The following is a 23,120-nucleotide window of genomic DNA, read 5'->3' on the forward strand; positions in this document are numbered from 1 at the left end:
TCGGGGGAATTGGGTGCACGAAAGTACGGCGGGGATACGGCGCGCCCCCGCTCGGTGGGCCCATCTGCGGCCAAGCCGTTATACAGCGCACTTGACCCTTAGGTAAGCTTTACCTTATTAATGCCTTGTTCAAGGTTCTCCCCTCGGCACCGTTTTCGCCGCTCGCGGTGGCACCCTCCCTGAGCCCTGCGGGCGCGGGGCCGCCAGCGCGGTGACGGCGTTGAGCACGGCAGGAAGGCATTACCCGTCATGCGACGCCCCTTGGCCCGCAGTCTCACCGCGCTCGCCGCGGCAGCCCTGACCCTCCCCGTCCTCACGAGCTGCAGCGACGAGCCGGCCGGGCTGGTCATCTACTCCGGCCGCAACGAGAACCTCGTCGGGCCGCTCATCGAGAAGCTGGAGAAGCACCTCGGTACCAGCGTCGACGTCCGCTACGGCGACAGCGCCGAACTCTCCGCCCAGCTCCTGGAGGAGGGCGACGAGACCGAGGCCGGGCTCTTCCTGTCGCAGGACGCCGGCGCGCTCGGCGCGCTCTCCAAGGAGGGCCGGCTCGCGCAACTGTCCCCGAAGACGCTCGACCGGGTCGCCCCGATCTACCGCAGCGCCGCAGGGGACTGGGTCGGCGTCAGCGGGCGTGTCCGGGTCATCGCACACAACCCGGACAAGGCACCCACACCCCCGGACAGCGTCCACGACCTGGTCAAGCCGGAATGGAAGGGCAAGATCGGCTTCGCCCCGACCAACGCCTCGTTCCAGGCGTTCGTCACCGGCATGCGCGTCCTCGAGGGCGACGAGGCCGCACGGTCCTGGCTCAAGGGCCTCAAGGCCAACAAGCCGAAGGCGTACGAGAACAACCTCAACGTCCTCGACGCCGTCGACTCCGGCGAGGTGTCTCTCGGCCTGCTCAACCACTACTACTGGTACGAGCAGGCGGCCGAGAAGGGCGCCGACAAGCTCAAGGCCAAGGTGCACTACCTGCCCAAGGGCGACCCGGGCGGCCTTGTCAACGTCGCCGGGGTGGGCCTGGTGAAGGGTGCCGACAAGCAGCAGAGCGCCTACGCGCAGAAGGCCGCCGACTTCCTGCTGTCCACCGAGTCGCAGCGCTACTTCGCCGCGGAGACCAAGGAGTACCCGCTGGCCGCGGGCGTCGAGCAGGCCGACGGCGTACCTCCGCTGGAGAGCCTCCAGCCGCCGAAGATCGACCTCGGCGAGCTCGACTCGCTGAAGGAGACGCTGGCCATGCTCCAGGAAGCCGGACTGGTCTGACGTGGTCTCGCCGGATTCCCCCGTCCGGACGCGTCACGACACCCGCCCGGCGAGCGCCCCCGCGCCCGCCGGGCGGAAGCGTGCCGTCGATCCGAAGCGTGCGGGCGGCCGCGTCGACCGCGCCGCCGGACCCTCGTGGGTCGTGATCGTGCCCGCATGCGTCGCGGCGGCCCTCGCCGTCCTGCCCCTCGGCTACCTCGCCGTACGCGCCCTCGAACGCGGCCCCGCCTTCGCCTGGAACGTCATCGCGGGCGACAGGAGCGTGCAGTTGCTCCTGCGCAGCCTCGGCCTGAGCGCCACCGTCGTCGCCGCCTGCCTGCTCCTGGGCATCTCACTGGCCTGGCTGACCACGCGCACCGCCCTCCCCTGCGCCCGCGCCTGGTCGGTCCTGGTCACACTTCCCCTGGCCGTGCCCAGCTACGTCACCGCCTTCGCGTGGCTCTCCGCGGCTCCCTCGCTCGCCGGGTTCGCGGGATCCGCCCTCGCGCTGACCCTCGCCAGCTTCCCGTACGTGTACCTGCCGGTCGCCGCCGCCCTGCGCGGCACCGATCCCGGGCACGAGGAGGTTGCCCGCTCGCTCGGCCACGGCCCGCTGCGCACCTTCCTGCGCGTCACCCTGCCCCAGGTGCGGCCGGCCGCCGCGGGCGGCGGGCTGCTCGTCGCGCTCTACGTGCTCTCCGACTTCGGCGCGGTGTCGCTCATGCGGTACGACACCTTCACCCGGGGCATCTACACGTCCTACCGGGCCAGTTTCGACCGCACCCCGGCAGCCGCACTCAGCGCGGTGCTCGTCCTCATGACCGTTGCGCTCGTCACCGCGGAGACCCGCAGCCGCGGCCGGGCCGGGTACTCGCGCACCGGAGGCGGAACCGCCCGACGGACCGCTCCCGCCGCGCTCGGCCGTCTGCGGCTGCCCGCCCTCGTCTGGTGCGGGACCGTTGTCACGACCGCGGTCGGCTTCCCGCTCGCCATCCTCGGGTACTGGCTCGCCGTCGGCTCCTCCGCCACGTGGGAACCGGCAACCCTCACCACCACCGCTCTCACCACCCTCGCCGTCGCCGCCGGCGGCGCCGCCCTCACCACCGTCCTGGCCCTGCCCGTCGGTGTCATCGCGGCCCGCCACCGGGGTCGGCTCGCCCACCTCCTGGAGCAGGCCGCGTACGCGGGGCATGCCGTACCAGGCATCACCGTCGCACTCGCCCTGGTCTTCTTCGCGGTCCGCTACGTCCGACCGCTGTACCAGGAGACGCCGCTGCTGATCTGCGCCTACGCCGTGCTCTTCCTGCCGGTCGCGGTGGCGGCCACCCGCGCCGCCGTCATCCAGGCACCCCCCGTGCTGGACGACGTCGCCCGCTCCCTCGGGCGCACGCCCTTCGGGGTGCTGCGCGAGGTCACCGTGCCGCTCGCCGCACCGGGAGTCGCCGCCGGCGCGGCCCTCACCTTCGTCGTCTGCATGAAGGAACTCCCCGCCACTCTGCTGCTGCGGCCCACCGGCATGGACACGCTGGCGACACGGCTGTGGACCGAGACCGGCACCGGGTCCTTCGCAGCCGCAGCACCGTACGCCGCCGGCCTCATCCTCCTGGCCGCCGTCCCCTCCTACGTCCTCGGAAGGCACCGCACATGAACGACCTCCAGGTCAGTGGCGTGGTCAAGTCGTACGGTCCCGGCGCCACCGTCCTCGACGGCCTCGACCTCACCGTCCAGGGCGGGCACCTCGCCGCCGTCCTCGGCCCCTCCGGCTGCGGGAAGACCACTCTGCTGCGTGTGATCGCCGGCTTCCTGCAGGCCGACGCCGGCACAGTCACCGTCGCCGGTCGCACCCTCACCGGCCCCGGCGTGCACCTTCCCCCCGAACGCCGACGCATCGGCATCGTCCCCCAGGAGGGCGCCCTCTTCCCGCACCTGAGCGTGGCCCGCAACATCGCCTTCGGGCTGACGGGAACGGACCGCCGCGCCCGGGCACAGCGCGTCGACGAGATGCTGGAACTCGTGGGACTCGGCGGCTACGGCGACCGGATGCCGCACGAACTCTCCGGCGGACAGCAGCAACGCGTCGCCCTGGCCCGTGCCCTCGCACCCGAACCCCAGCTCGTCCTCCTCGACGAACCGTTCGCCGCCCTCGACAGCGGACTGCGCGGAGCCGTACGAGCGGATGTCCGCGCCGCTCTCCGGTCCACTGGCGCCACGGCCGTCCTCGTCACCCACGACCAGCAGGAGGCGCTCTCAACGGCCGACGTCGTCGCTGTCGTCCGCCACGGCCGGGTGGCCCAATGTGCCGTTCCCGAAGAGCTCTACCAGCGCCCCGCCGACCCGTGGGTGGCCTCCTTCGTAGGCGACGCCGTCTTCATCACCGGTACGGCGGAGACGAACACCGCAGCCGCCACCGCACTCGGCCGAATCCCCCTCGCCGCCCCGGCCGGTCTGCGCGAGGGCCTCGTCCTCCTCCGCCCCGAACAGCTCCACCTGACCGACCCGGGCACGGCGACCGCCCGAGGCACCGTTACCGACGTCCGGTTCTTCGGCCACGACTCCATGGTCACCGTCTCCGTCGACGGTGTGAACCAGCCGATCGACATCCGCGCCCCCGGCCCGCTCCAGGTGCGCCGGGGCGGGACGGTCGGCATCCGGGTCACTGGCAAGGCCACCCTGCACGCGAGCCCGTCCTGATCAAACCACACGGCGTTCGCCGTCCAGGACCCGCTCACCGCACCCGTCTTCCACACGAGTTCGGCAGCCGAGGGAGCCCTGGCGTTCCGCGAGAAGCGGCTCCCGGCCTGGACACCTGACCATCCGACCGAGCCCGAGCGCGTCGAGGTCCCTCTTCGCCGCACGCACGGCCGGGTGGTCACCCGACCAGGAACTCTGTTCGACCATGCAGACCCCGACATCGGTTGGGATGGGTCCTACCGCAGTCCCCGCCACCCACGAGTTCAGGAGATGCGGGCCGTGAGGGTGAGGCCGGGACGGAGTTGGCCGCAGGGTTCGTTGGGGTTCGTCTTGTACCGGCTCAGCAACCTCGGCACCTCCCGGGCAGCCCATGCCCTGGTGGCGGCAAGCCGCTGTGGGTCATGAACGGCCTCTGCCCGCACCCAGTCGCCGCCGGCGCCCTCGGAGAAGAGGCGAACGTAGCCCGCGGCCGTCAGCCGGGGAACGGTCAGGCCAGGAGTGGTGACCCAGACTCCGTGGGTGTGGATGAAGGTGGGCCGGAGGGTTGTAAGGACATGGCGCCGCAGGGCGGTCATGTTCCGGCTGGCGTAGGCCTCCGCGATGGTGGGCTCGGTCAGGCCCGCGAGGTCTCTGACGGCGAGGTTGCTCGTGAGGAGAGTGCCGCCGAGGTCTGGGGCGAGAAGTGTGCCGTTGGTCAACCTCAGGTGCTTGGCGTACTCGTTGAATACGGCGCCGTACCGGTGGGCGACATGGCACACGGGCAGGGTGGGATGGGCCTGGAATGAGGCGGCACGCTCTCGCTGCCCGCTCCAGGACACGAGCAACGCCGTGCAGACGGTGACGCCGGCCACGACCCTGGCACGTCGTGTTCCTCGTTCCACCTGGTCCGTCAGAGCGATGCCGACAGTGAGTGACGCCAGCACCCACACCGGCGTCGCGAAGCGGAACATGCGCATCCAGTCCGGATTGAGCACCCCGAAGGCAGCGAGAGTGAGGGCAAGGGGTACGAGCACGCCCGGCAGTGCCGTCCGCACGGGTCCAGAGCGTCCCAGGGCCGCTCCCGTCACCAGAGCTCCGGCCAGCACGGCCGTCCATCCGGCGAACGACAGGAGGGACCCGGTCCCGGAGAACGTCTCCCACGTTGGGGCGTCCTGTGCCTTCGCCAGCGCGGTGTTGGGCACGAGACGGGCGAAGACGGCATAGCGCCATCCGAGGAAGGCGGCATACGGCACGGCGAAGGCAGCGACGGCACAAGCCGCCGCTCGTGCGGACGCGCCCAGCGTCGCACGATGTACCCGCAGCAGCAGCACCCCGGGATAGGCCGCTGCCAGGACCGCCCCGTCCGGCCGGGTCAGCGCCGCCAGCAGTGCCAGAAGACCCGTCACCACAGCAGGACGCGCCGCTGTGAGCCGGTTTTCCAGCAGAGCACGGGCGAGCACGGCGGCCAGCAGCACGGCCAGCAGGGCGTACAGCGGATTCTCCAGACCGGAGAACATCCAGGCCACAAACGACATGTTGCCGGCCAGAAACACACCGCAGAACAGCACCACGACCCAGGAACTCGACACCAACCGCCGCGCGACGTGGGAGACGGCGATCAGGATCCCCAGCGTGCACAGGACACCGAGGACCTTCGGGTACAGGACCTGATCCGGCACACCGAAGTAGGTGCGGTGATCGAACAGGCCCAGGCGCCTGCCCACGACCAGCAGAGCGAGCCAGGCCGGGTTGGAGTAGCCCTCGACCGGAGGCGAGCCGGCCTGTTGCACCGGCCCGAGACCCTCGTCGATGCTGCGGGCGTAGGCGAAGGTGATCGCGGCGTCGTCGACCACCCAGCGACCGAGCCGCGAGCCCCGCAGGGTGATCAGGACCGTGCCCAGCAGGACGGCAGCCGTGTCGCGAAGCGAGCGACCCGTGAGACCGGTGCTTCTCGCGGGCCAGGGCCCCGCGTCCTTCTGCGCGACGGGGTGGACTTCGCGGACACTGGAAGGAGGCAAGGCAGACCCATCGCTCGACCGGACTGGGCATATGAGAGAGCAACGGCCCACCATGCCCACCGGTTACGCCCGGCACCTCCAGTAGCGGTAGCGTGGCGCTCAGGCCGAGACGGACGCGTGATCGTCGGCACTTCCGGCCTGGCGACGTAGACGCGAGGAGTGCGTTCCCACCACGTGCGTTCTCCACCCGGAGCAGATCCTGGAGCGCCAGTTGCCTCGGCCTACTGAGTGAGGCCCTCCAAGAGCAGATCGCCGAATGGGAAGAGGGCCTCCTCGACGAGGAGGATGCCGAGGACGCCCACGACTCCTCGGCTCCGGCAAGCCATGCCACCTACGAGGAGTTCGAGGCGGCCATGGACCGCAGCCCTCGCCGAGGAACCGGACGAGATCGACTGCATGAGCGACCTCTTCCTCGCCCCGGGCCGGAAAGTCGGCGGCTGCGCCTCCTGGCACCTGACCGACCCCGCCCCCGTGGACCGCCCTCGCTGCGGGACCCCGATGCCGCCGATGCCCACCGTCGACAAATGGGAGTGCGACGGCGCCTCAGGGAGCTGGCTGCCCGTCGAGGACCGGCGGGATGCCCGGGAGCCATCGGTCCCGTCGGTGTCCGTCTCCGCCGAGGCCAGACACGCGTTCCGCACCTGCCCGACCGATCCCGCCCACCCACACCGCCTCAGTTTCCCGTGAGCCCCCATCAGGGCGTGCGGCAGCAAGGGGATGCGTGACCCCAACGGCAGGGGCGCCGGATCTCGGATCAACGCCCGCCGACGGTGTACGGCGAATCGCGCTCCTGCTCCGGCATCGGCAGCGCGGGGCACGGAGCCGGACAAGTTACCGGCGTCCGTCGACCTGCGGAGGAACGCGCCGGCCGTGAGGCGGGCGCGCCCCCGGGCCCGGTCGGGCCACGGCACGAATCGCTCCCCCGGCGTCGCCCGGCCGTGCTCCCCGAGCAGGTCGGCGGGGAAGGGCGGCGCGGCGAATGCGACGTCGGCAGTACGTACTTCTTCGTCTGCCGCGTCTGCCCCGAACTGCGTACACCCACCACGATCGCTGATTCCCCGCCCGGGAACTGCCTTGCGAGTGCAGCGGAGCGCGGCGAACTGGCCACCGCGTCCGGCGCACGAACCAGGCCCCCGGAGCGTCGGGCGGACTCCGGGGCCTGGTCGCGGCCGGCGCCGGTCAGGCGAGGGTGATGTTCTCCGCCTGGGGGCCCTTCTGCCCCTGGGTGATGTCGAAGGTGACGGCCTGGCCTTCCTGGAGCTCACGGAAGCCGGTGGCGTTGATGTTGGAGTAGTGCGCAAAGACGTCGGGGCCGCCGCCGTCCTGTGCGATGAAGCCGAAGCCCTTTTCCGAGTTGAACCACTTGACGGTTCCGCTGGCCATGCCGGTGCCTCTCAGTCGATAACGGATCCGCACCGTGCGGACCCGGAGGTGATCGCCCTGGTCCTCAGGCACTGCACAGCAAAACGCCCACGCCAGGGCGCGGGCAGGTACTGCGAACCACGACAGCTACGACTGACGCTACACGGCGATACCGTCCATGACCAGAGAGCAACGGCCATCCGTTGATCTCGCGGAGTAGTGCCGCACGCTGTCTCCCTGCCGAAGGGGGCCGCCCCAGTCTGCGGTGAGTCCGACGGCCGGAGCGCTGCCTCGGCAGCGGTCGTTGCGGAGGTGGACGCGTGTCCTGGGCGTCTGCGATCGTTCTTGTCCCCTCGGAGCGACGCCGTCGCTTGCAGGCGAACCGTTCTTCCGACCTCGCGCCAGATCCCGTGTGGGGCGACGGATGACTGCAGTGGCACGGTACGCGTACGACATCAGCCTTTCGGCCTTGGCCTCGCCGGGGTAGGGATCGGCGATCGGCCGCATCGTCAGACCCCCTGACCAGCGGTCTGTCGGTGCGTCCGGAGCTGGTGACACGGCCACCCAGGCCATGCGTTCGACAGGGGAAGAAGGTCATGCCGACTCCGGAGGCCGGGCGCCCCCTTTGCGGGGCCACCAAGAAGGCAATGGGTGACGACATCCCCCTCGTCGAGCCCGACTCCGCCACCTCCGGTGCCGGGTAGCGAGCCGCAAGCCCCTCCAGCGGAGGAGCGTGGGCGGCGGGCGGCGGGGGTCTTCTGGTCGTCGCGGACGACCGCCCAGGACATGTGAACAGCCTTGGGCGTCGTGACGCCACGCGGCGAGTCGATGGCGGTGAGTGCTTCAGTCGGCGGCTGAGTGCCCGGCCTGACGGCGCTGAGCGCTCGAGGCGGCGGAGCCACGGCCAGGGGGGTTCCCCGGGGTCGTCTGATCCGGGCCCGCGGTCTCGTCCGGGTGGAGGGCATCAAGGATGAGGGTGAGGCCGAAGGTGAACTCGTCGGCGTAGTCGTAGCCGGGCATGAGGGCGTACTCGGAGGCGAGTTCGGTGAGGTGGGGGTAGGCGTCGGCGGGCATCTCGCGCAGGATGGCGCCCGCGACCTCACCCAGCTCAGCCGAGCCGCTGAACGGCAGGCTCAACTCCTGGATCACGAAGCCGTACAGATAGCTGTCGATCAGCGAGAAGGCGTGCGCGGCCATCGGGACGGAGAAACCTCCGGCGCGCAACACGCCGATAACGGCGTCGTGGTGGCGCAGGGTCGCGGGACCGGGCTGGGAGCGGGAGTCCATCAGGCCGATGGCCCACGGATGGCGCCCGAGGACGGTACGGGCGGAGAACGCGCGGTGGCGCATGGCACTTTTCCAGTCCGTGTCGCGCGGCGGCAGATCGATCTCCCCGAAAACCGCGTCCACCATGCCGTCGAGGATCTCCTCCCTGCCCGCGACGTGGTGGTAGAGCGACATCGCCTCGACGCCCAGCGGTTCGGCGATGGCCCGCATGGTGAGCGCGGCCGACCCCTTCTCGTCCGCCACCGCCACGGCCGTCCGAATCACGCGCTCGCGACTGAGTGGGGCGCGTGCCGACGCCCCCCTCCGACCCTTGTCTCGCTCGCGCATCCGGCTCTCCTTTTCGCCCCTCTTGACTACCTTACAGCATAAGGCTAGCTTGCCTTACAGCATAAGGTTGACATACGGGCGAAGGGCTGGGGCATGGGCACGGATCACGCTAAGAAGGTCTGCATCGTCGGCGCTTCGGGGAAGCTCGGGCAGTACATGGTCAGGCACGCGCTGGAGCGCGGTTACGAGGTGGTCGGCGTGTGCCGGGAGCGCAGCGTGCCGAAGCTGGCCCCGTTCGAAGGTCGGATGACCGTCGTCCCCGGACCCACGAACGACCCGGAGGTGATCCGGCGGGCGGTCACCGGTTGCGACGGGGTGCTGACGGTGCTGGTGCCCTGGGGCGTCCAGCAGTACGCGTCGGGCACGGCGCAGGCGGTGCTCGACCACGCACCACCGGGCGCACGACTGGTCTTCTCATGCGGCTGGCACATCACACGCGATGGAAAGGACGCCTACTCACGGACGTTCCGGGCCGCCGTCCGGGTCGCGGCCCTGCTGGGCAAGCTGGCCCGCGTTGTCGAGATCGACGACCAGGTGGAGGCGTGCCGCCGCGTGTTCGCCAGCGAGACCCGGTGGACCGTGGTGCGCGGCAGCAGCCTGGAGGAGGGCGAGAGTCAGGGCCTGCCCGTTTGGAGCCGGCACGTGGGCGACCCGGTACTCGCCAGCAACCTGACGCGCCGTGTGGACTTCGCACTGTTCATGGTGGAGGCGCTTACCGACGACTCGCTGGTCCGAGAGGCCCCGGCGATCGTCGGCCGCCGCACCCCCAGCGCACTCGCCCACACCGGCGGCCCCGACGGCTTCGGCCATGACCGGTGATCGGGGGACGGATCGGGACTGCTTTGCGGGGTGAGAACCCGACCGTGATGCGACGATCGACGTCGGGGTTCGCGGTGATCGGGGATGTTCGGTTCCTGCCGGGCCAATCGGTCCCGCTCGTGGACGCGGGCGGCCCGAGCGTTGCGAATGTACGAGGGACGTGCTCGCGCAGCCACTCGTCGATCCGCTTCCACGAATCCCGGACCAGGTCTTTTGTCATGAGGCCGACCCTGAGGACAGACACTGACAGCCTGGTCACCGCCCGCCGGCCTTGGACGTCGAGCCTGCCACTCATTCCCGCCAACTCAGTTGCTGTCCTGTCGCATCCGAACTGGCAGCGGCTGGGTCTCTGGCCAGTGAGGTTGCCAGGTGGTTTGCGAATGTCGGCGGGCGTGATTCTCAGGCGAGTTGGCTTTGACGGAAGCGGCGCTCCGGCAGCGAGCTCGTCAGTCCCCTCTGGGTGGCGAACTGTCTCACGATCCGACCGACATGTCATGGCCGGTTCGCCGGCCGATGCTGTCGGACGCTCGGGCTAGGGTGAGCGGCCACCACGCCCGAGGAGGTGCGGTAGTTGACCTTGATGCCGTAGTCGTTGACGGTCCTCCAGACTGCGGGCAGCAGTTCGATGCAGTCCTCCGCCGACAGGGCGACGGGCAGGTATCCGGCGCGGGCGACGGCGATGGCGTACGACTCGTTCGGCGACAGTGTCCGCCGCGCCATGTAGGGGTTGCGCAGGCCCTCGTGGGGACGCTGCTGCCAGCAGATGATCCACTCGTCCAGGAGGCCCTGGAGCTGGGCGAGGGTCCAGACCGACTCGGAGGCCGGATCGCTGCCGCGACGGGTGACATCGGAGCCGGTGCAGCCCGCGACGTACTGGCAGAACAGCGAGTTGATCGACGCGAACGTCCTCTCCACGATCGTCTTGTCCGTCGGAGTCCTGGGCCGCGCGAGCTGCAGCGAGATCCCCAGCAGCGAGCAGGCGGAGGAGAAGGTGTCGGAGACGAACACCTTGCCGTGGTCGATCACGATGGTGTCCGGGACGATGACCGGCTTGGCCGCGGCCTTCTCCAACCGCGCGTCGGCTGTCATGAGCCTTTGGTGCGGCAGGATCGAGTCCGACATCGCCAGCGTCTGGCTCCAGCCCGGCCGCATCGGCTCGGGAACCAGCATCCTCGCCAGCAGCACCGCGGCGTCGACACCCTTCGTGCCCGCGGGCCTGAGCAGAGCCGCGCAGATCGTGCGCGTCGTGACATCGACCGCGATGGTCAACTCCGGGCGAGCGACGACTCCGTCGTCCAGCACCGCCATCACGTCCAGCCGTGTGGAGTCGATCTGCACGATCTCCCCGGGGCGGGCGGCCATGGACGGGGTGAACGGGCGCATCCTCCGGGCCGACCCGGCCCACCGGCAGGACATCGACGACCAGGCCTGAACCGTCGTCCAGCCGTGCGAAGTAGTCCGGCGTGTGCGAGATCTGGCGCTTCTCGCCCTGCCATGTCACCCGGAACGGCTGCGAGGCCAGTCCCACCACCCTCTGGTCATGATCCAGGAGCATGGCCCGGTCCCGCTCCAGCCATGACTCGAACCCCACCAGCGACTCCGTCGTCGCCGCCCAGTACCAGCCGGTGAAGTGCCGCTGCCCGCGGTACGAGGTGAACCGCCGCACCGGGAGCACCGACTCGAACCGAACCCGGGAGACCGCCTCCAGCACGGACTTCATCGGCCCGCCGCCTTCACCGTCAGCCCACTCGACATCGACCAGATCCAGATCCATCGCCACCCCCGGCTCCGCGCACCTGCCGAAAGCGACCGGGACAGGTACAGCGAGAACCGGACCAGGAAAATGAGATCAAACCCCACGCACTGGGCAAACGCCGCCGCTCAGCGCGCGACGCAATGAGAATCCGACAGCACGAACGAGAAGCACTGAGAATCCGACAGCTTCGGTGCGACAGGACAGTTGCTCACTCAACAAGAACAACGCTCAGTCCCACCCGATGACAACAAGCCCGCCTACGTGACAACTATCGTGCCGGCTCAGGCGCACGGAGAGAGGGGCACTGGCCGGGCGGGTCAGATGTCGAACTCGACGTAGTCGACGTCGGTGAACTCCACGGACAGACCCGCCGCACGGCGGCCACGGTCCTTGAAGTACTCCTCCTGGAGTCCCTCCGCCGCGATGCTCCTCAGCTCCCGGTCGGTGGCTCCCTGTGTCTGGGCGTCGAAGAGACGGGCCGCGTACGCGGGGGGCAGGTGCTGGGTGATCAGCCGGATGCGGGCGTCGTCGGTACTGCCCGGAGCGGCGGTGAACCCGAACCTGGCGCGGGTCTCGATCACGATGCCCGTGGACGTGGCGGCCTGCTTCCTGGCGCGCTGCCGCACCCGGGGCTGCCAGCGCCGTCGCACCTCCGCGGCGAGGCGGGCCGCGAGTTCCGGGCGGGGCCGTTTGATCTGGTCCTTCACGTAGCGCTCGACCGTGCGCTGGGAGACGCCGAGCAGTTCGGCCACCGGCCTGGTGCCCCTGAGCTGCCTGACCAGGAACCGCATCTGCGCCGGGGCGCTCTTCGGCGCCGGTCGGGTGACCTTGTTCGCCAACGCTTCGTCGAGACTGTCGTCGAACATGCCCATCGCGTCCCACTCCCCCTCGTGGGCGGCGTCGTGTAGGTTCTGGCCGCCGTTGTCATTCCGGACCGCGGTGACCTGCTGCTTTTGCTGCTGTCTCATCAAATGTCCCGCGGGTTCCGTCTCAGTTCGGTGGCATTTCTTCATGCCGCATCGCCTTGCTGGTCCCGGTCCCGCTTCCAGGTCTGGTCGAACCAGGTGATGAAGTCCATCACGGTGCCGACGCGGGCGATGCGCTCGTGAATGGCCCGCTGGTCGTGGCCGGGAAGGAAGTCGCCCCGGCTGATCGGCTTGCCGCATCCGCAGTTGCACTCGCGGTTGCCCAGGGGGGAGTCAAAGTAGGTGATGGGATTCTGCTGGGCACCGTTCGGGGCGGGCTTGCCGACGTAGTGGTCGTGGACCGGATGCCCGGGGCCAAGGAAGCGGCCTTCGAAGGCCCGTCGCCCACCAGGGACGTCGACAACCCGGTCGATCTCCATGGCCTGGCGGATGACTCCGCCGCCGTTGACGACCGCGAACCGTTCTCGTTCGATGCGCGATCCGGGCATCACCCAGACTCCGCGGGCAATGTCGTAGAGCTGCCGGTCTGACAGCCCGTCGCTCCAGCCGATCTGTGAACGGCGGAGAGGATCACTGTTCGGGTTGACGTCCTTCTTCTTGCCGAGAGTGATCTGAATCATCGCGCCTCCCTGCGAGGCCGCCTCGTGGTCGGAGAGGCCGAGGCGACCTGTTCAGGATAGACCATGTACCCCCGTTATAACGGGGTATCTTGAGTTCGATAGGCATGGCGGCAGTGGTGATCATTGGCATCCGCGCTTCCGGACCGCGTCATTGCCCCAGCCACAGGCCCAGAGCGCAGCGCACGAGTTCCCTCACCACACCCGACGCCACCCACCCTCCGGCGGTCTTCAGCACCTCGTGCCTCCATGCCTGGTCATGCCACTTCTCTGCGAACTTCTTCATCGCCTGCCCCTTCTCGGAATCCGCCCGGTTGGCCGGTCGGTGACCAGTGATCCGGTTCGGCGTGGGGTTCAGCGACCGTCGAACATGCTGAACAGGACGACGACGCAGGCTGGACCTGGTGAAATTGGCGTTCAGCGGAGGTTCAGACTGAACGGGGGACGAATGGAGGTGCGGCCAGCGCCTGAGCTCCTTGCACACGAGCTGAGGCAGCTCAGGGAGGACGCCGGCGCCCCCTCGTACGACACGATCGAGGCCTGGGGCCTGCAGCAGAAACCGGCCGTCAACCTCAGCAAGGGCAAGCTCAGCGCGTGGTTCAGCGGCTCGAGCGTGCCCGCACACGGCCGGCCCTTTGACACCCTCGTCGAACTGCTCGAGGGTCGCGCGCTGCGGAGGTCCGGCACGCCTAAACGAGGCGTTCCCGTCTGGCGGGAGATGCGGAAGGCGGCGGACCAAGAGCGGCGCCGCGCCACTTCAGACAACCTCGCCTCCAAAGGCGACACCCCGTCAGCCCGAGACGGAGACGAGGGTCCGCCTTCTGCGGCACGCGATGCCGGCAACGCCCGCCACGGCCTACTGCAGCGGCTGCCTCCGCCCGCGTTCACGCTCCGCCGAGCGGCGACCTGGACGGCGCAGCGGCTAGGTGTTCACGCGGCCGTCTCCGGTCGGCCCGCGCACCTGGAGGACGATCCCTTCGTGCTCCCCACGTACGTGATGCGTGAGCACGACACGCGGGTACGCGGCTATTTGACGGAAGCTGTAGACGGCGGGGAGAGCGTGCTGGTGGTGGTGCGGGGCGAGTCCTGCACTGGCAAGACCCGCACGATGTTCGAGGCTGTCCAGGCGACCGTGCCGGATTTCGACCTGTTCTTTCCCCTGGCCCGGATACCCTCCGGGCGGCGTTGGAGGAGGGAGTACTCGGCGCGCGTACTGTGCTGTGGCTGAACGAGGCCCACGAATACCTCTCCGGAACGCAGGGCGACGCGATTGCCGAGGCGCTGCTGCGGCGCTTGGACAACGACACCCCGCTGATCGCGATCGCCACCCTCCACCCCGACCGGTATGACACCCTCACCGCACAGCCCGCGACGGGCAACAGCGACCCGCACCGCTCCGCCAGGATGCTGCTGGCTCAAGCCCGCCTGGTCAGTGTGCCGCGCTCGTTCGCCGAGCACCTGGACGCTGTCCGTGCCCTCGCCGCACACGACTCCTCCTTGGCCGCCGCGCTGGAGTCCGGGGCGGCGGCGATCACCCAAGTCCTGGCTGCTGGACCTGACATGGTGGACCGCTACGAAAATCCCCCCGATATCAACGGCGCGTACGCCCGGGCTGTGATCACCGCAGCGATGGACCTCCACCGCCTGAGCGCCGTCAGCCAGGTCCCCCTCGAGTTTCTGCGCGCCGCCGCACCCGACTACCTCACCGACGCCCAGCGTGCCGACGCCGATCCCGACACCTGGTTCGACAGTGCCTTGGCATCGGCCAGCGTTCGAGTCAAGAACGTTGTGGTCCCTCTGGAGGGCGTACGTCAGCCCACCGGCATGGGGCGCATGCCCGGGGTGGTCCGCTCGGCGGATTACCTTCAGCAGCACGGCCGCAGATGCCGCAGCACAGTGTTCCCGCCCCGCTCCTTCTGGGAGGCCGCCCATGACCACCTCACCGAGCCCGACGATCTGACCGCCCTGGGCGGCGCCGCTTCGAGCCGTTCCCGTTACCGGGAGGCCTCCCGACTGTTCGAGCAGGCCGAGCGCCGCGGCGGCCGTGCTGCATGGCTGGGGCTGACCTGGATGTGGCAGGAGGCAGGACAGCGAGAGCAGGCCGAGCGGGAAGCCCAGCGTGCCGCCGCTGACGGAAAAATCGACGCCCTGCGGTGGCTGGCGAGGTAGCGTGCACTCGCCGGAGACCACCAGGGCAGCCCATCGCCTGAATCAGCAGGCCGCCGAGGCCGGAGATGCCGACGCGCTCGAGGCGCTGGCGTGGGAGCGATGGCCCGGGAACACTGCGGCGGCCGAAGAACTCGCGCTGCGTGCTGCGGAGGCCGGAGCTGCCATGGGCATGGTGCTCCTGGGGCGCATACGCGAGACTGCGGGGAATCGCCCGGAGGCCATCGAGTGGTACCGGCGCGCAGTGCAGGTCGAGGACGGTGGGGCTGAGGCTGAGGCACTGGGGTCCCTGGTGCCCTTGCTGGAGGAGGCCGGGGACCATGAAGGTGCCCAGGAGGCCGCACTGCGGGCTGACGTAGTGCTAGGGAGTCCCGAATGCCTGGAGCCTCTGGTCGAGTGGCGGGAGGATGCCGGGAACCACCAAGGCGCGGAAGCCGCAGCGCAGCTCGCAGCCGAGGCAGGAGACCCCGGGGCTCTGGAACTCCTGGCGCGGCTGCGTGAACAGCGGGGGCGTCCGGCTGACGCGGAACGCCTGGCCCGGTGCGCAGCCGACGCCGACGGCCTGGGGCCTTGCTGTGGCTGGCGCAGCGACGACGGAACAGCGGGGACGCGGACGCGGCAGACCAGCTCCATCAGTACGCCCTGGGTGCAGCCTCCGCGCAGAGTCTTCTGTTCGGGCATATGAATACAAGCGCAAGGGGGACCGGGAGGAGGCAGAACGCCTGTGTCGGTGCTTACTGCCGGGCAGCCGGCGGCCATGGTTCTACTGGCCGAACTGCGGGCGCAAGTCGGCGACTACCGCCAGGCGGAGCAGCTCTACCAGCGCGCCGCCGACGCCCAGTTCCCGGAAGCGCTGGCGTGGCTGGCACAGCGGCGGGAGGAAGCCGGGGAGCGGGACGGGGCCGAGCAGGCCGTCTTGGCCGCCTTGGGCGTTGCCGAGAACGATGGGTCTGCCACCGAGTGCCTCAAGTGGCTTGTGCAGCGGCGGGAAGAGCACGGGGACCGGGACGGGGCCGAGCAACTGGCCAAGCGCGGTCTCGACGCGGGCGCGGATGACGCGCTGAGATGGCTGGCGGAGCTGCGGCAGGAGTCTGGAGACCTTCACGGAGCTCAGCAGCTGTACGAGTACGCCGCCCAGGACGGACACTCGTTCGGCCGATACGGACTGGCCATCTGCCTGGCGAAGGCAGGCGACCGGCAGGCCGCCCGGAATGAGCACCTGCAGTGCGTCAACGCGGGATACTTCCGTGCGGCCCGTCGCATGGCTGCCTTCCTCGGCGGCGAGGACGGTCAGCGGATGATGCGGTACGGGCTGGAGCTGGGCGGCTCACCCTGCGCCCCCTGGCACCGCGATGAGCGGTACTGACCCTCGGCCACCGCCTCTCCTCCTGCAGGTAATGAAGGGAGGCAAGGTCACGACCGGCAGTTGGGAGAACCGCCTCCCGCTTCGGCCTCCATCGCCTCTTCGCAGCTGCCGCACAGACGGATCCCGAGAAGATCCAGGCGTTCGCACCGGCCACACCGCACCGCGAGGACCGGGTAGGGGGTGCCGGTGAAGACCAGAGCGCCTCGCGGACGGACGAGCCAGTAGTGCGCTCCGTCAATCAGGATCTCGTCACCCTCGGCCACCTGACCCAGCAACGGGCCTCTGTGAGAGGGCAGTTCGTACATCAAGCTCGGGAGGAGATCCTCCTTCCCCCGAGCACACACCATCATGGGCAGCGGCTCCTCATCTGCCTGCCACGGCATCACCAGCAGGTGCCCGTAACTGTGCTTGAGCCGGCTGTCGAATCGGGGGCGCCACCCCGTGTATATGGTGATCACCGGCGGAGCCTAAATCCTGCTCCGCCCCTGCCGTACCTCGGCCCCGGCCACGCGACACGGCACCCCGGCGCTCTCCTCTGAACGGTGATTGGGGGTAGTGGCTTGGACCACCCGCTTCAGTTCGGGCAGATGTTACGTGGCAGCCAATTGGGCAGTCCCCGGCGCTCGTCCCTGGTGACGTCACGGCCGAGGATGTCGCACAGTTGGTCCTTCCAGAGCTCTGGTTCGAGGTGGAGGAGGTCGACGTGGGTGTCGTCGGTGAGCCGTAGCAGAGTCCTGCCGTCCTGGGAGGCGGCGAGGAACTCCTGGTCCTCCGCGAAATCGTAGGACTCCGCGTTGCCAGGGTCGACCGCGTCTTGGAAGCGTATGGAGTTCCCGTTGGCCAGCAGGAACTCCGAGCTGTCGCCAAGGAAACCGGCCCGGTACCGGCCGTACGACTGGAGGGGTCCGAAGGGACCGAGTACCCGCTCCGGCGGTCGCCCGGGCCGTATCGACCACAGCTCCACCATGGTGCCCTTGGTCTTCACGGCCGCGTACCGCCCACTGTCATCGAGTGAGACGATGTCCACCTCCCGGGGGAACTTAATGCCAAGTGCCTTGTTTTCCCTGCCCGTTCGCAGGTTCACGGCGTGGAGGACCGGGCTGCCCTTGATCATGACCTGCACATATCCCGGCTTCGGGTATCTGTCCAGGCTGAACTCTGGCGGGTCCTCCTTGGTGAGCCCAAGGCTGCGTACGTCGACCGTCTTCGCCAGCCGCTGGCCGGTCCGGGCGTCCCAGTACTCGATCCGGCTGCCGGAGACCGTCACCAGCTCGTCGCCCGGACCGAAGAGAAATTCCACCGGATCGCTTGTCGTCGCCGTGCCGGCGGGAGGCATGACCGTGGTGATCTCGGCGACCTCCCGCAGGGACGGGATTGCCCAGACCCGGATCTTGTTCCGGCCGACGACGTCGGCCACGAACGTTTGTGCCCCATTGACCTTCACTTCCGGAGCGTCCTGAGCCGCGTCCGTCGACGTGTCCCGCGGAGGCCGCTTCACCTCCTTGACGATCGTGGTGTCTCCGTCCACGTCCATCCGTGCGATGCCCATGCGGTCGCCGTTCGCGCCCATGCGGAGCACCATCTTGTCCCCGCGGCCGAGCAGCACCGGATAGCTGTCGGCATCGATGGTGCCGGGGATCAGCGGTCGCCCGGTCACGGCGGTTTCGTCCCAGGTGACCAGCGTCGGCTCTCGCCTGTCCCCGACGAGGCGCAGGGCGTCCAGATCGGAAACCTCGCTGGGCCCGTCCGCCTCTTGCACCCCCTTGCCCGGACGCGTGTCGACGAGGACCCACGAACTCCCTGTGTCCTGCGCGGCGAAGTGCTCGCCCGTTCTGTCGATCGCAATGCCTTTGCACGAGTCGCTGCCGAGCTTGCCGGGCTGGTAGCGGGTCAACACCCGCCCGTCCGCCACGCGTACGGCCCGGTACACCGGGCGGTCGTCCGAGCCGGGCCCCCGTCGGCAGAAGGCCAGCACACCACCGTCGCCCGACAGTGCGAGACGCGGTCTCATCGACGTCTGAACACCGGCGGCCAGTTCACGCGTCTTGCCGGTGAGGATGTCGACGGCCATGACCGAGGAGTCCCCATCCGTCTCGCGGCCGTACTTCGGCTGAACCACGAGCGTGTTCTCGTCCGGCCCGAACCACACCTTCTCCAGCAGGGGGACCCCGTCGGGCAGCCCTCGCCCCCGTCTCGTGGCCAGATTCCAGAGCCGGGCGCGCCCGTTCACCACGGTGACGACCTCACGGGCGTCCGGGGAGAAGTCCGCGACTCCGAGTTGCTGACCGAACACCGGGAATCCGTTGAAGTCGCTGCTACGGATCGAGTGCGCCGGGCCCAGGATCTGCTCCGGTTCCTCGGCCTCGCGGTCCACGTCGTACCAGACGAGTGTGCCGTCATTCGCCGAGGACAGATAGGCGACCCTCCGCCCGTCCCTGCTCACCAGCGGATAGAACGCCTGCTCGGCGAGTCGAAGGTACACGCGCTGGACCCTGCCCGCGGTGCCGCGGACGAACAGCACCGCACTGCCGAGCTCACTCGCCAACCCTCCGACGTCGGTCGTCACGAGGGTCACCGCGCCGTCCGCGCTCGTCGCGACCTCGTCCACCGGTGACTCGGTACCGGTCAGCACCCACGAGTCGTTCTTGTACTGGTCGTATCTGCGCAGCAGGACGTCGCGGGCCTCCTGCGTCGGAGAGATGTCATAGGCCGCCATGGCGACCAGGGCGGCCAATCCCGAGTCCCGCTTCGTCAGCTCCTCCGAGAGCGAGGCCAGTGAACGCGACCTACCCTGCGCCTCGCGCTCCGAGCTGACCTTCGACTGGTACACGAGGAAGGTGCCCAACCCGACGATCAGGGCGAGTACCAGCGCCGCGGCGATCCACGCGGCGCGGAGCCGGTTTCGTCTCGTCCGGTGGTGACGTTCGGTGAGCTTGAGGAAGTCCCTTTCCTCCTGGTCAAGTTGGTCCTTGTGCTTGGCCAGTCGGCTCTGCAGGGATTGAAGTTCGTGTGGGCTGGGCAGCAGGTCGGATGATTCGTCGGCTCGCCGCCAGCGGTCGAGGTCGTGCTGGAGTTCCGCTCGGCCTGCCAGGAAGTCCCTGTTGTCCTGCACCTGTTGGGCGAGCGTCGGCCAGGCCGTGATCAGTGCCTCGTGGGCGAGTTCAACGCTCTCCGGTTTCCCGCTGCCGCCCTGGAGCACTAGCAGTCGCTGTTCGGCGAGTGACTCTGCGATCCTCCACTGCTTCTCGCCCGCCTCCTTGCGGGGGAGCATGCGGCGCAAGGGAGCCTCGCCGCCAGGCAGGAACCGGACGAGGCCGGTAAGGAGCCGGAGCGCCTGCATCTCATGCTCCCTTTGCTTCTTTTCCTCACCTTCATCCTTTTCCTTGCTTTTGTTCTTTTCTTCCTTCTTCGGCTTGACGCACGCCTCCCAGGCCTCTTCCGCATGGCGCTTTAGCGCTCCGGAGACGCCCTTGATCTCCTCGTAGGTCGCGGCCTGCAGTCTCCCCTCGTTTTTCTTGTCCCACAGCTGGGTCAGGACGAATCCGAGCAGGGGCAGCACGCCTGGCTCGCCGCCTGCGTCGTCCAGGATGCGCCGTTCAAGTCCCGGGTCGTAGTCCACCGCGGGGATGCGCCGGACCGGCTCGCTGATTACCTTCGCGAGCTGTTCCCGGGACATCGGGGCGAGCGGGACCGTCACGCCCCGGTTCAGCGCGAGGCCGAGACGTGCGTGCTTGAGTGCCGCGTCCATGTAGTCGGCCCGCAGCGTGAGCAGGACACGGACCCCGCTCTGCCGCCCCTCGGGAAAGAGCAGATCGGCAGCCTCGCCGGCCACGTCCTTGGACGGGTCCAGGAGCGCTTCGGCCTGGTCGAGTATGACGAGGAGTTCGTCGACTTCCGGCCCCAGCGCACGGCGGGCGGTGTCGGCCAGCCCCAACTTCGTGAGGCAGGACTCGATTTCACCGGCGCTCGCAATACGGGGTTCCCCGTATCGCAGAGACCGAACGATCTCGTAGAGCTGGGTGGCGAGTTCGGCGCGCAGGGATTCGAAGTGCCCGGCGTTGAGCTTGAGGATCTCGCGGCCACTCCGGCGGACCTTCGGCACCACACCGGCCATCACGAGCGACGACTTGCCGCAACCCGACGGCCCGTACACGGTGACGGACGGCGCACCGCGGTCCAGGGCGGTGACCACCCGGGCGATGTCGGCGTCCCGGCCGAAGAAGACCCCGGCGTCGCCCTCCTGGAAGACGGCCAGGCCACGGAAGGGAGTGGGCGGACTCACCACCGGGTCAAGTGCGGGCACTTCATCGAGCAGGGTGCTGGTGCGCAGCACAAAGGCCTGCTGGGCCTCGCGCACCGGCTGCGCCGCCACCATCATGCCGACAACGGCGCGCAGCCTGTTGTCCCAGACCGGGCTGCCGCTGAAGCCGCCCTTGACGCGGACGGCCTCGCCGTCGTCCCGTGAAAGCTGGACCCAGCCTCCGCCGACGCGTCCGCGGAGTCTGCCGCTGTGCCAGATTCCGTTCAGGTTGTCATCGGTGAACCCCATCGCTCGCGCGTTGTGGTTCCAGACGTCCCGCGCGTCGAGCAAGGGCAGCGGACGGGCGCCCGGGATTGTGTCCGGCAGGCGCAGTACGGCTATGTCCCCGGTCTCATCGCCCCTGATCGGTTTCCAGTGCTCGACCACGGCTGTCCACTCGCCGCCGTTCCCGGCCAGCGGCTGGTCGAGAGTGACCTTCCTGCCGATCTTTACGGTGCCCTCGCGCTTCAGTCCCAGCGCGTCCAACACCACATGGGCGCAGGTCAGCGCAAGATCTGGGGCGATGAGGAAACCCGCGCCGCCGATCGTGCCGTCCGGACCCTTGACGCGGACGATCGCCGAGACCAACAGAGTCTCGGCGTCTTCCTCGTCCGTGTGCATCTCCGGCTCTGCCAACGCCGCCTCCGCTTCACTGCGCCCCCGTCAGGTCAACTCCCTTGGACAGTATTTCCGTTGACGCCACGTCCGTCACTCCGGCTCCACGTCAGGCTTACGGAGAAGTTGGCCGCGGTCGCCGTGCTGGCGATCACCACGTCTGCCTCGGCCGACAGGGACACTCCGAAAGCCAGGGTGATCTCGTCCGGCGCGTTGGCGAGATCCCGGAACCGTCCGACGAAGCTCTCCGCGACGGGGCGTACGGTGTCCAGCATCTGTCCCAGCGACCGCTCGGCCCGCGCAATGGAGCGGCCGCCCCGGCCCACGCGGACGAGGGTCTCGTCCACCTCGCGGATCTGTATGCGGACAGATGCATCGCTGCCGTCACCCAGGGGAACTTCCACCGTGTGGACGGGACGATCACTCATAGCAGTCCTCCAACGCTCGGGATCCGGAGATCGTAGCGATGTCCGTCAGGGGAGTCCTGCCGGACGGCATACTCGGGGCTGCCGAACGGGGCCTGGACGGGGTCGGTGTACGACGGGGAGCGCGACAGTGACTGCGACCGGGACCAGCAGCGATACGGCCTTGCACAAGGCGATCGTCCGAATTCGCGACCACGCGACCGGTGATGGCACAGGTGTCGGTTTCCTGTTCCTGGTCACCTCGGAGATGGTCGTGACCTGCGCCCATGTGGTGCGCGCAAGTGGCTCGAGGTACGGCATGACGTCCTCAGTGACACCGAAGCCGACGACTTGGAGCGCGGGCCACGATCGCTGCCTGAGACCATCGAACGCATGGGCAAGCGCCACCGCCAACCCAGTCCTCCCGAACCAGCCGTCCCGCGCGTGAATGCGGATGACCCGCTCGCCGCGCACAACAGGCGCCGCCGGGGATCGACCACGTGGACCCGCTGGTCGTAGCGGGCCAGGGTCATGGCCTGCACTTCGTCCTCCGTGGCGCCGGCGGACCAGGCGAGGGCCGCCGCCTGGTCCGGGGTGAGGAGGGTGACGAGGCAGCTCAGGATGCCCGAGCTCACCGGCTTGGACGGGCTGCGGGGCAGTAGGCCGATCGACGTCAGCACGTCGCCGGTAGTGGTTCCCAGCCGGTGGGCGATCGCCTCCCACCAGGAGTCGAGTGCCTCGCCCGGATGCGGGGCGAGGCGGATCGGCAGAGTCCGCGCGCGCGTCACCGGCGAACCGCCTTCTGGCGGGTCCGTCGTGACCGCTGGCCCTTCAGGCGATTGCGCTCGCCGTCCTGGGCCAGGTGGGCCGCCTGGTCGATCTTGACGCGGTTGAGGAGATCCTCGTCAAGCCGCTCGACGCCGGTGCGGACGGCCCGCTGGCAGCCGCGGTTGATCAGGGTCATCAGCGAGCCGATGTGGCCGCTGGAGCGGATGAACAGGTAGTCGAAGAGGTCGTCGGCGAGCATGCCCCGGTATTTACCGCTCAGCACTAGGGTGCGTTTCAGAAGTGGATCTTGATGTGTCAAGATCCACTTCGTGGGGCGGCATGATCTGACGAATGCACAGTGGGCGAAGCTGGAGCCCTTGCTCCCGGTCGGCAAGAAGCCTGGACGCCCACCGGTGCACACCAAGCGGCAGTTGATAGACGGCATACGCTGGCGTACCCGTGCCGGTGCTCCCT

The 23,120-nt window shown here is 69.0% G+C and carries 22 protein-coding genes and 2 pseudogenes; 10 read left to right on the forward strand and 14 right to left on the reverse strand.

Translation table 11 applies throughout. The features are described 5' to 3' along the window. Positions 1-249 precede the first annotated feature (249 nt). The 3 genes from QMZ92_RS30495 to QMZ92_RS30505 are packed head-to-tail and all read left to right on the forward strand — an operon-like array spanning position 250 to position 3,936. A complete protein-coding gene (locus tag QMZ92_RS30495) occupies positions 250-1,266 on the forward strand; it encodes an iron ABC transporter substrate-binding protein (protein ID WP_283300803.1) in 1,017 nt (338 codons plus the stop codon). 1 nt (position 1,267) lies between these two features. Next, the gene (locus tag QMZ92_RS30500; RefSeq protein ID WP_283300804.1) at positions 1,268-2,893 is read left to right on the forward strand and encodes an ABC transporter permease; all 1,626 of its coding nucleotides are present in this window, start codon (positions 1,268-1,270) and stop codon (positions 2,891-2,893) included. Then, on the forward strand, positions 2,890-3,936 hold the full coding sequence (locus QMZ92_RS30505; protein ID WP_283300805.1) for an ABC transporter ATP-binding protein: 1,047 nt from the start codon (positions 2,890-2,892) through the stop codon (positions 3,934-3,936). Before QMZ92_RS30500 ends, QMZ92_RS30505 begins: the two co-directional genes overlap by 4 nt. 263 nt (positions 3,937-4,199) lie before the next feature. Here QMZ92_RS30505 and QMZ92_RS30510 read toward each other — a convergent pair whose 3' ends face one another. Continuing rightward, positions 4,200-5,933 (reverse strand): hypothetical protein, encoded by a 1,734-nt coding sequence (locus tag QMZ92_RS30510; protein WP_283300806.1) that lies wholly within the window; start codon positions 5,931-5,933, stop codon positions 4,200-4,202. Between the two features lie 221 nt (positions 5,934-6,154). After that, positions 6,155-6,331, reverse strand: coding sequence for a hypothetical protein (locus QMZ92_RS30515; protein ID WP_283300807.1), 177 nt, complete (start codon positions 6,329-6,331; stop codon positions 6,155-6,157). On the opposite strand from QMZ92_RS30515, the gene QMZ92_RS30520 reads away from it, so the two are divergent. Beyond that, positions 6,330-6,620: a hypothetical protein gene (locus QMZ92_RS30520; RefSeq protein WP_283300808.1), complete on the forward strand. Its 291-nt coding sequence runs from the start codon at positions 6,330-6,332 to the stop codon at positions 6,618-6,620. The two genes, QMZ92_RS30515 and QMZ92_RS30520, sit on opposite strands and share 2 nt — an antisense overlap. A gap of 492 nt (positions 6,621-7,112) precedes the next feature. Here the strand turns inward: QMZ92_RS30520 and QMZ92_RS30525 are convergent, their stop codons facing one another. Then, on the reverse strand, positions 7,113-7,316 hold the full coding sequence (locus tag QMZ92_RS30525; RefSeq protein ID WP_138051508.1) for a cold-shock protein: 204 nt from the start codon (positions 7,314-7,316) through the stop codon (positions 7,113-7,115). A gap of 822 nt (positions 7,317-8,138) precedes the next feature. Next, entirely contained in the window at positions 8,139-8,831 is a 693-nt protein-coding gene (locus QMZ92_RS30530; RefSeq protein WP_349307781.1) for a TetR/AcrR family transcriptional regulator C-terminal domain-containing protein, read from the reverse strand. A 171-nt stretch (positions 8,832-9,002) separates the two neighbouring features. On the opposite strand from QMZ92_RS30530, the gene QMZ92_RS30535 reads away from it, so the two are divergent. Then, positions 9,003-9,728, forward strand: coding sequence for an NAD(P)-dependent oxidoreductase (locus QMZ92_RS30535; protein ID WP_283300811.1), 726 nt, complete (start codon positions 9,003-9,005; stop codon positions 9,726-9,728). A 47-nt stretch (positions 9,729-9,775) separates the two neighbouring features. Next, a pseudogene (locus QMZ92_RS30540) lies at positions 9,776-9,853 on the forward strand (diadenosine tetraphosphate hydrolase); the annotation flags it as partial. 367 nt (positions 9,854-10,220) lie between these two features. Here QMZ92_RS30540 and QMZ92_RS30545 read toward each other — a convergent pair. The 5 genes and pseudogenes from QMZ92_RS30545 to QMZ92_RS30565 form a co-directional block, all read right to left on the reverse strand. After that, positions 10,221-11,090 carry a TnsB C-terminal domain-containing protein gene (locus tag QMZ92_RS30545; RefSeq protein WP_349307779.1) on the reverse strand — a complete coding sequence of 290 codons (870 nt, stop codon included), beginning with the start codon at positions 11,088-11,090 and terminating at the stop codon, positions 10,221-10,223. A gap of 76 nt (positions 11,091-11,166) precedes the next feature. Beyond that, a pseudogene (locus QMZ92_RS30550) lies at positions 11,167-11,502 on the reverse strand (TnsA-like heteromeric transposase endonuclease subunit); the annotation flags it as partial. Positions 11,503-11,801: 299 nt separating this feature from the next. After that, the gene (tpg, locus tag QMZ92_RS30555) at positions 11,802-12,356 is read right to left on the reverse strand and encodes a telomere-protecting terminal protein Tpg (protein ID WP_283300821.1); all 555 of its coding nucleotides are present in this window, start codon (positions 12,354-12,356) and stop codon (positions 11,802-11,804) included. A 137-nt stretch (positions 12,357-12,493) separates the two neighbouring features. Further along, positions 12,494-13,030 (reverse strand): hypothetical protein, encoded by a 537-nt coding sequence (locus QMZ92_RS30560; RefSeq protein WP_283300812.1) that lies wholly within the window; start codon positions 13,028-13,030, stop codon positions 12,494-12,496. Positions 13,031-13,178: 148 nt separating this feature from the next. Next, positions 13,179-13,313 carry a hypothetical protein gene (locus QMZ92_RS30565; protein ID WP_283300813.1) on the reverse strand — a complete coding sequence of 45 codons (135 nt, stop codon included), beginning with the start codon at positions 13,311-13,313 and terminating at the stop codon, positions 13,179-13,181. Positions 13,314-13,481: 168 nt separating this feature from the next. Here QMZ92_RS30565 and QMZ92_RS30570 point away from each other — a divergent pair, with 168 nt between their 5' ends. From QMZ92_RS30570 to QMZ92_RS30580, 3 genes are all read left to right on the forward strand, one after another. Continuing rightward, positions 13,482-14,255 (forward strand): hypothetical protein, encoded by a 774-nt coding sequence (locus QMZ92_RS30570; RefSeq protein WP_283300814.1) that lies wholly within the window; start codon positions 13,482-13,484, stop codon positions 14,253-14,255. Then, positions 14,213-15,196 carry a hypothetical protein gene (locus QMZ92_RS30575; protein WP_283300815.1) on the forward strand — a complete coding sequence of 328 codons (984 nt, stop codon included), beginning with the start codon at positions 14,213-14,215 and terminating at the stop codon, positions 15,194-15,196. The genes QMZ92_RS30570 and QMZ92_RS30575 overlap by 43 nt, the downstream gene beginning before the upstream one ends. 721 nt (positions 15,197-15,917) lie before the next feature. After that, positions 15,918-16,559 carry a tetratricopeptide repeat protein gene (locus QMZ92_RS30580; protein WP_283300816.1) on the forward strand — a complete coding sequence of 214 codons (642 nt, stop codon included), beginning with the start codon at positions 15,918-15,920 and terminating at the stop codon, positions 16,557-16,559. 47 nt (positions 16,560-16,606) lie between these two features. Here QMZ92_RS30580 and QMZ92_RS30585 read toward each other — a convergent pair whose 3' ends face one another. The 5 genes from QMZ92_RS30585 to QMZ92_RS30600 all read right to left on the reverse strand — a co-directional run bounded on the left by QMZ92_RS30585 (position 16,607) and on the right by QMZ92_RS30600 (position 22,905). Beyond that, positions 16,607-17,017 (reverse strand): hypothetical protein, encoded by a 411-nt coding sequence (locus QMZ92_RS30585; protein WP_283300817.1) that lies wholly within the window; start codon positions 17,015-17,017, stop codon positions 16,607-16,609. A gap of 116 nt (positions 17,018-17,133) precedes the next feature. Beyond that, on the reverse strand, positions 17,134-21,495 hold the full coding sequence (locus QMZ92_RS30590) for a serine protease (RefSeq protein WP_283300818.1): 4,362 nt from the start codon (positions 21,493-21,495) through the stop codon (positions 17,134-17,136). Positions 21,496-21,527: 32 nt separating this feature from the next. After that, positions 21,528-21,902, reverse strand: coding sequence for a CU044_2847 family protein (locus QMZ92_RS30595; RefSeq protein ID WP_283300819.1), 375 nt, complete (start codon positions 21,900-21,902; stop codon positions 21,528-21,530). Positions 21,903-22,135: 233 nt separating this feature from the next. After that, a complete protein-coding gene (locus tag QMZ92_RS36580) occupies positions 22,136-22,666 on the reverse strand; it encodes a TniQ family protein (RefSeq protein WP_502962170.1) in 531 nt (176 codons plus the stop codon). Beyond that, positions 22,663-22,905, reverse strand: a complete 243-nt coding sequence (locus QMZ92_RS30600) for a hypothetical protein (RefSeq protein ID WP_349307780.1) — start codon at positions 22,903-22,905, stop codon at positions 22,663-22,665. Before QMZ92_RS30600 ends, QMZ92_RS36580 begins: the two co-directional genes overlap by 4 nt. Before the next feature lie 70 nt (positions 22,906-22,975). Between QMZ92_RS30600 and QMZ92_RS30605 the strand changes: the two genes are divergently transcribed. Beyond that, a partial coding sequence (locus QMZ92_RS30605) for a transposase (RefSeq protein ID WP_283300822.1) occupies positions 22,976-23,120 on the forward strand: 145 nt, incomplete at its 3' end.

Origin of the sequence: Streptomyces sp. HNM0645, assembly GCF_030056615.1 — a bacterium.
Classification (GTDB): domain Bacteria; phylum Actinomycetota; class Actinomycetes; order Streptomycetales; family Streptomycetaceae; genus Streptomyces; species Streptomyces marianii.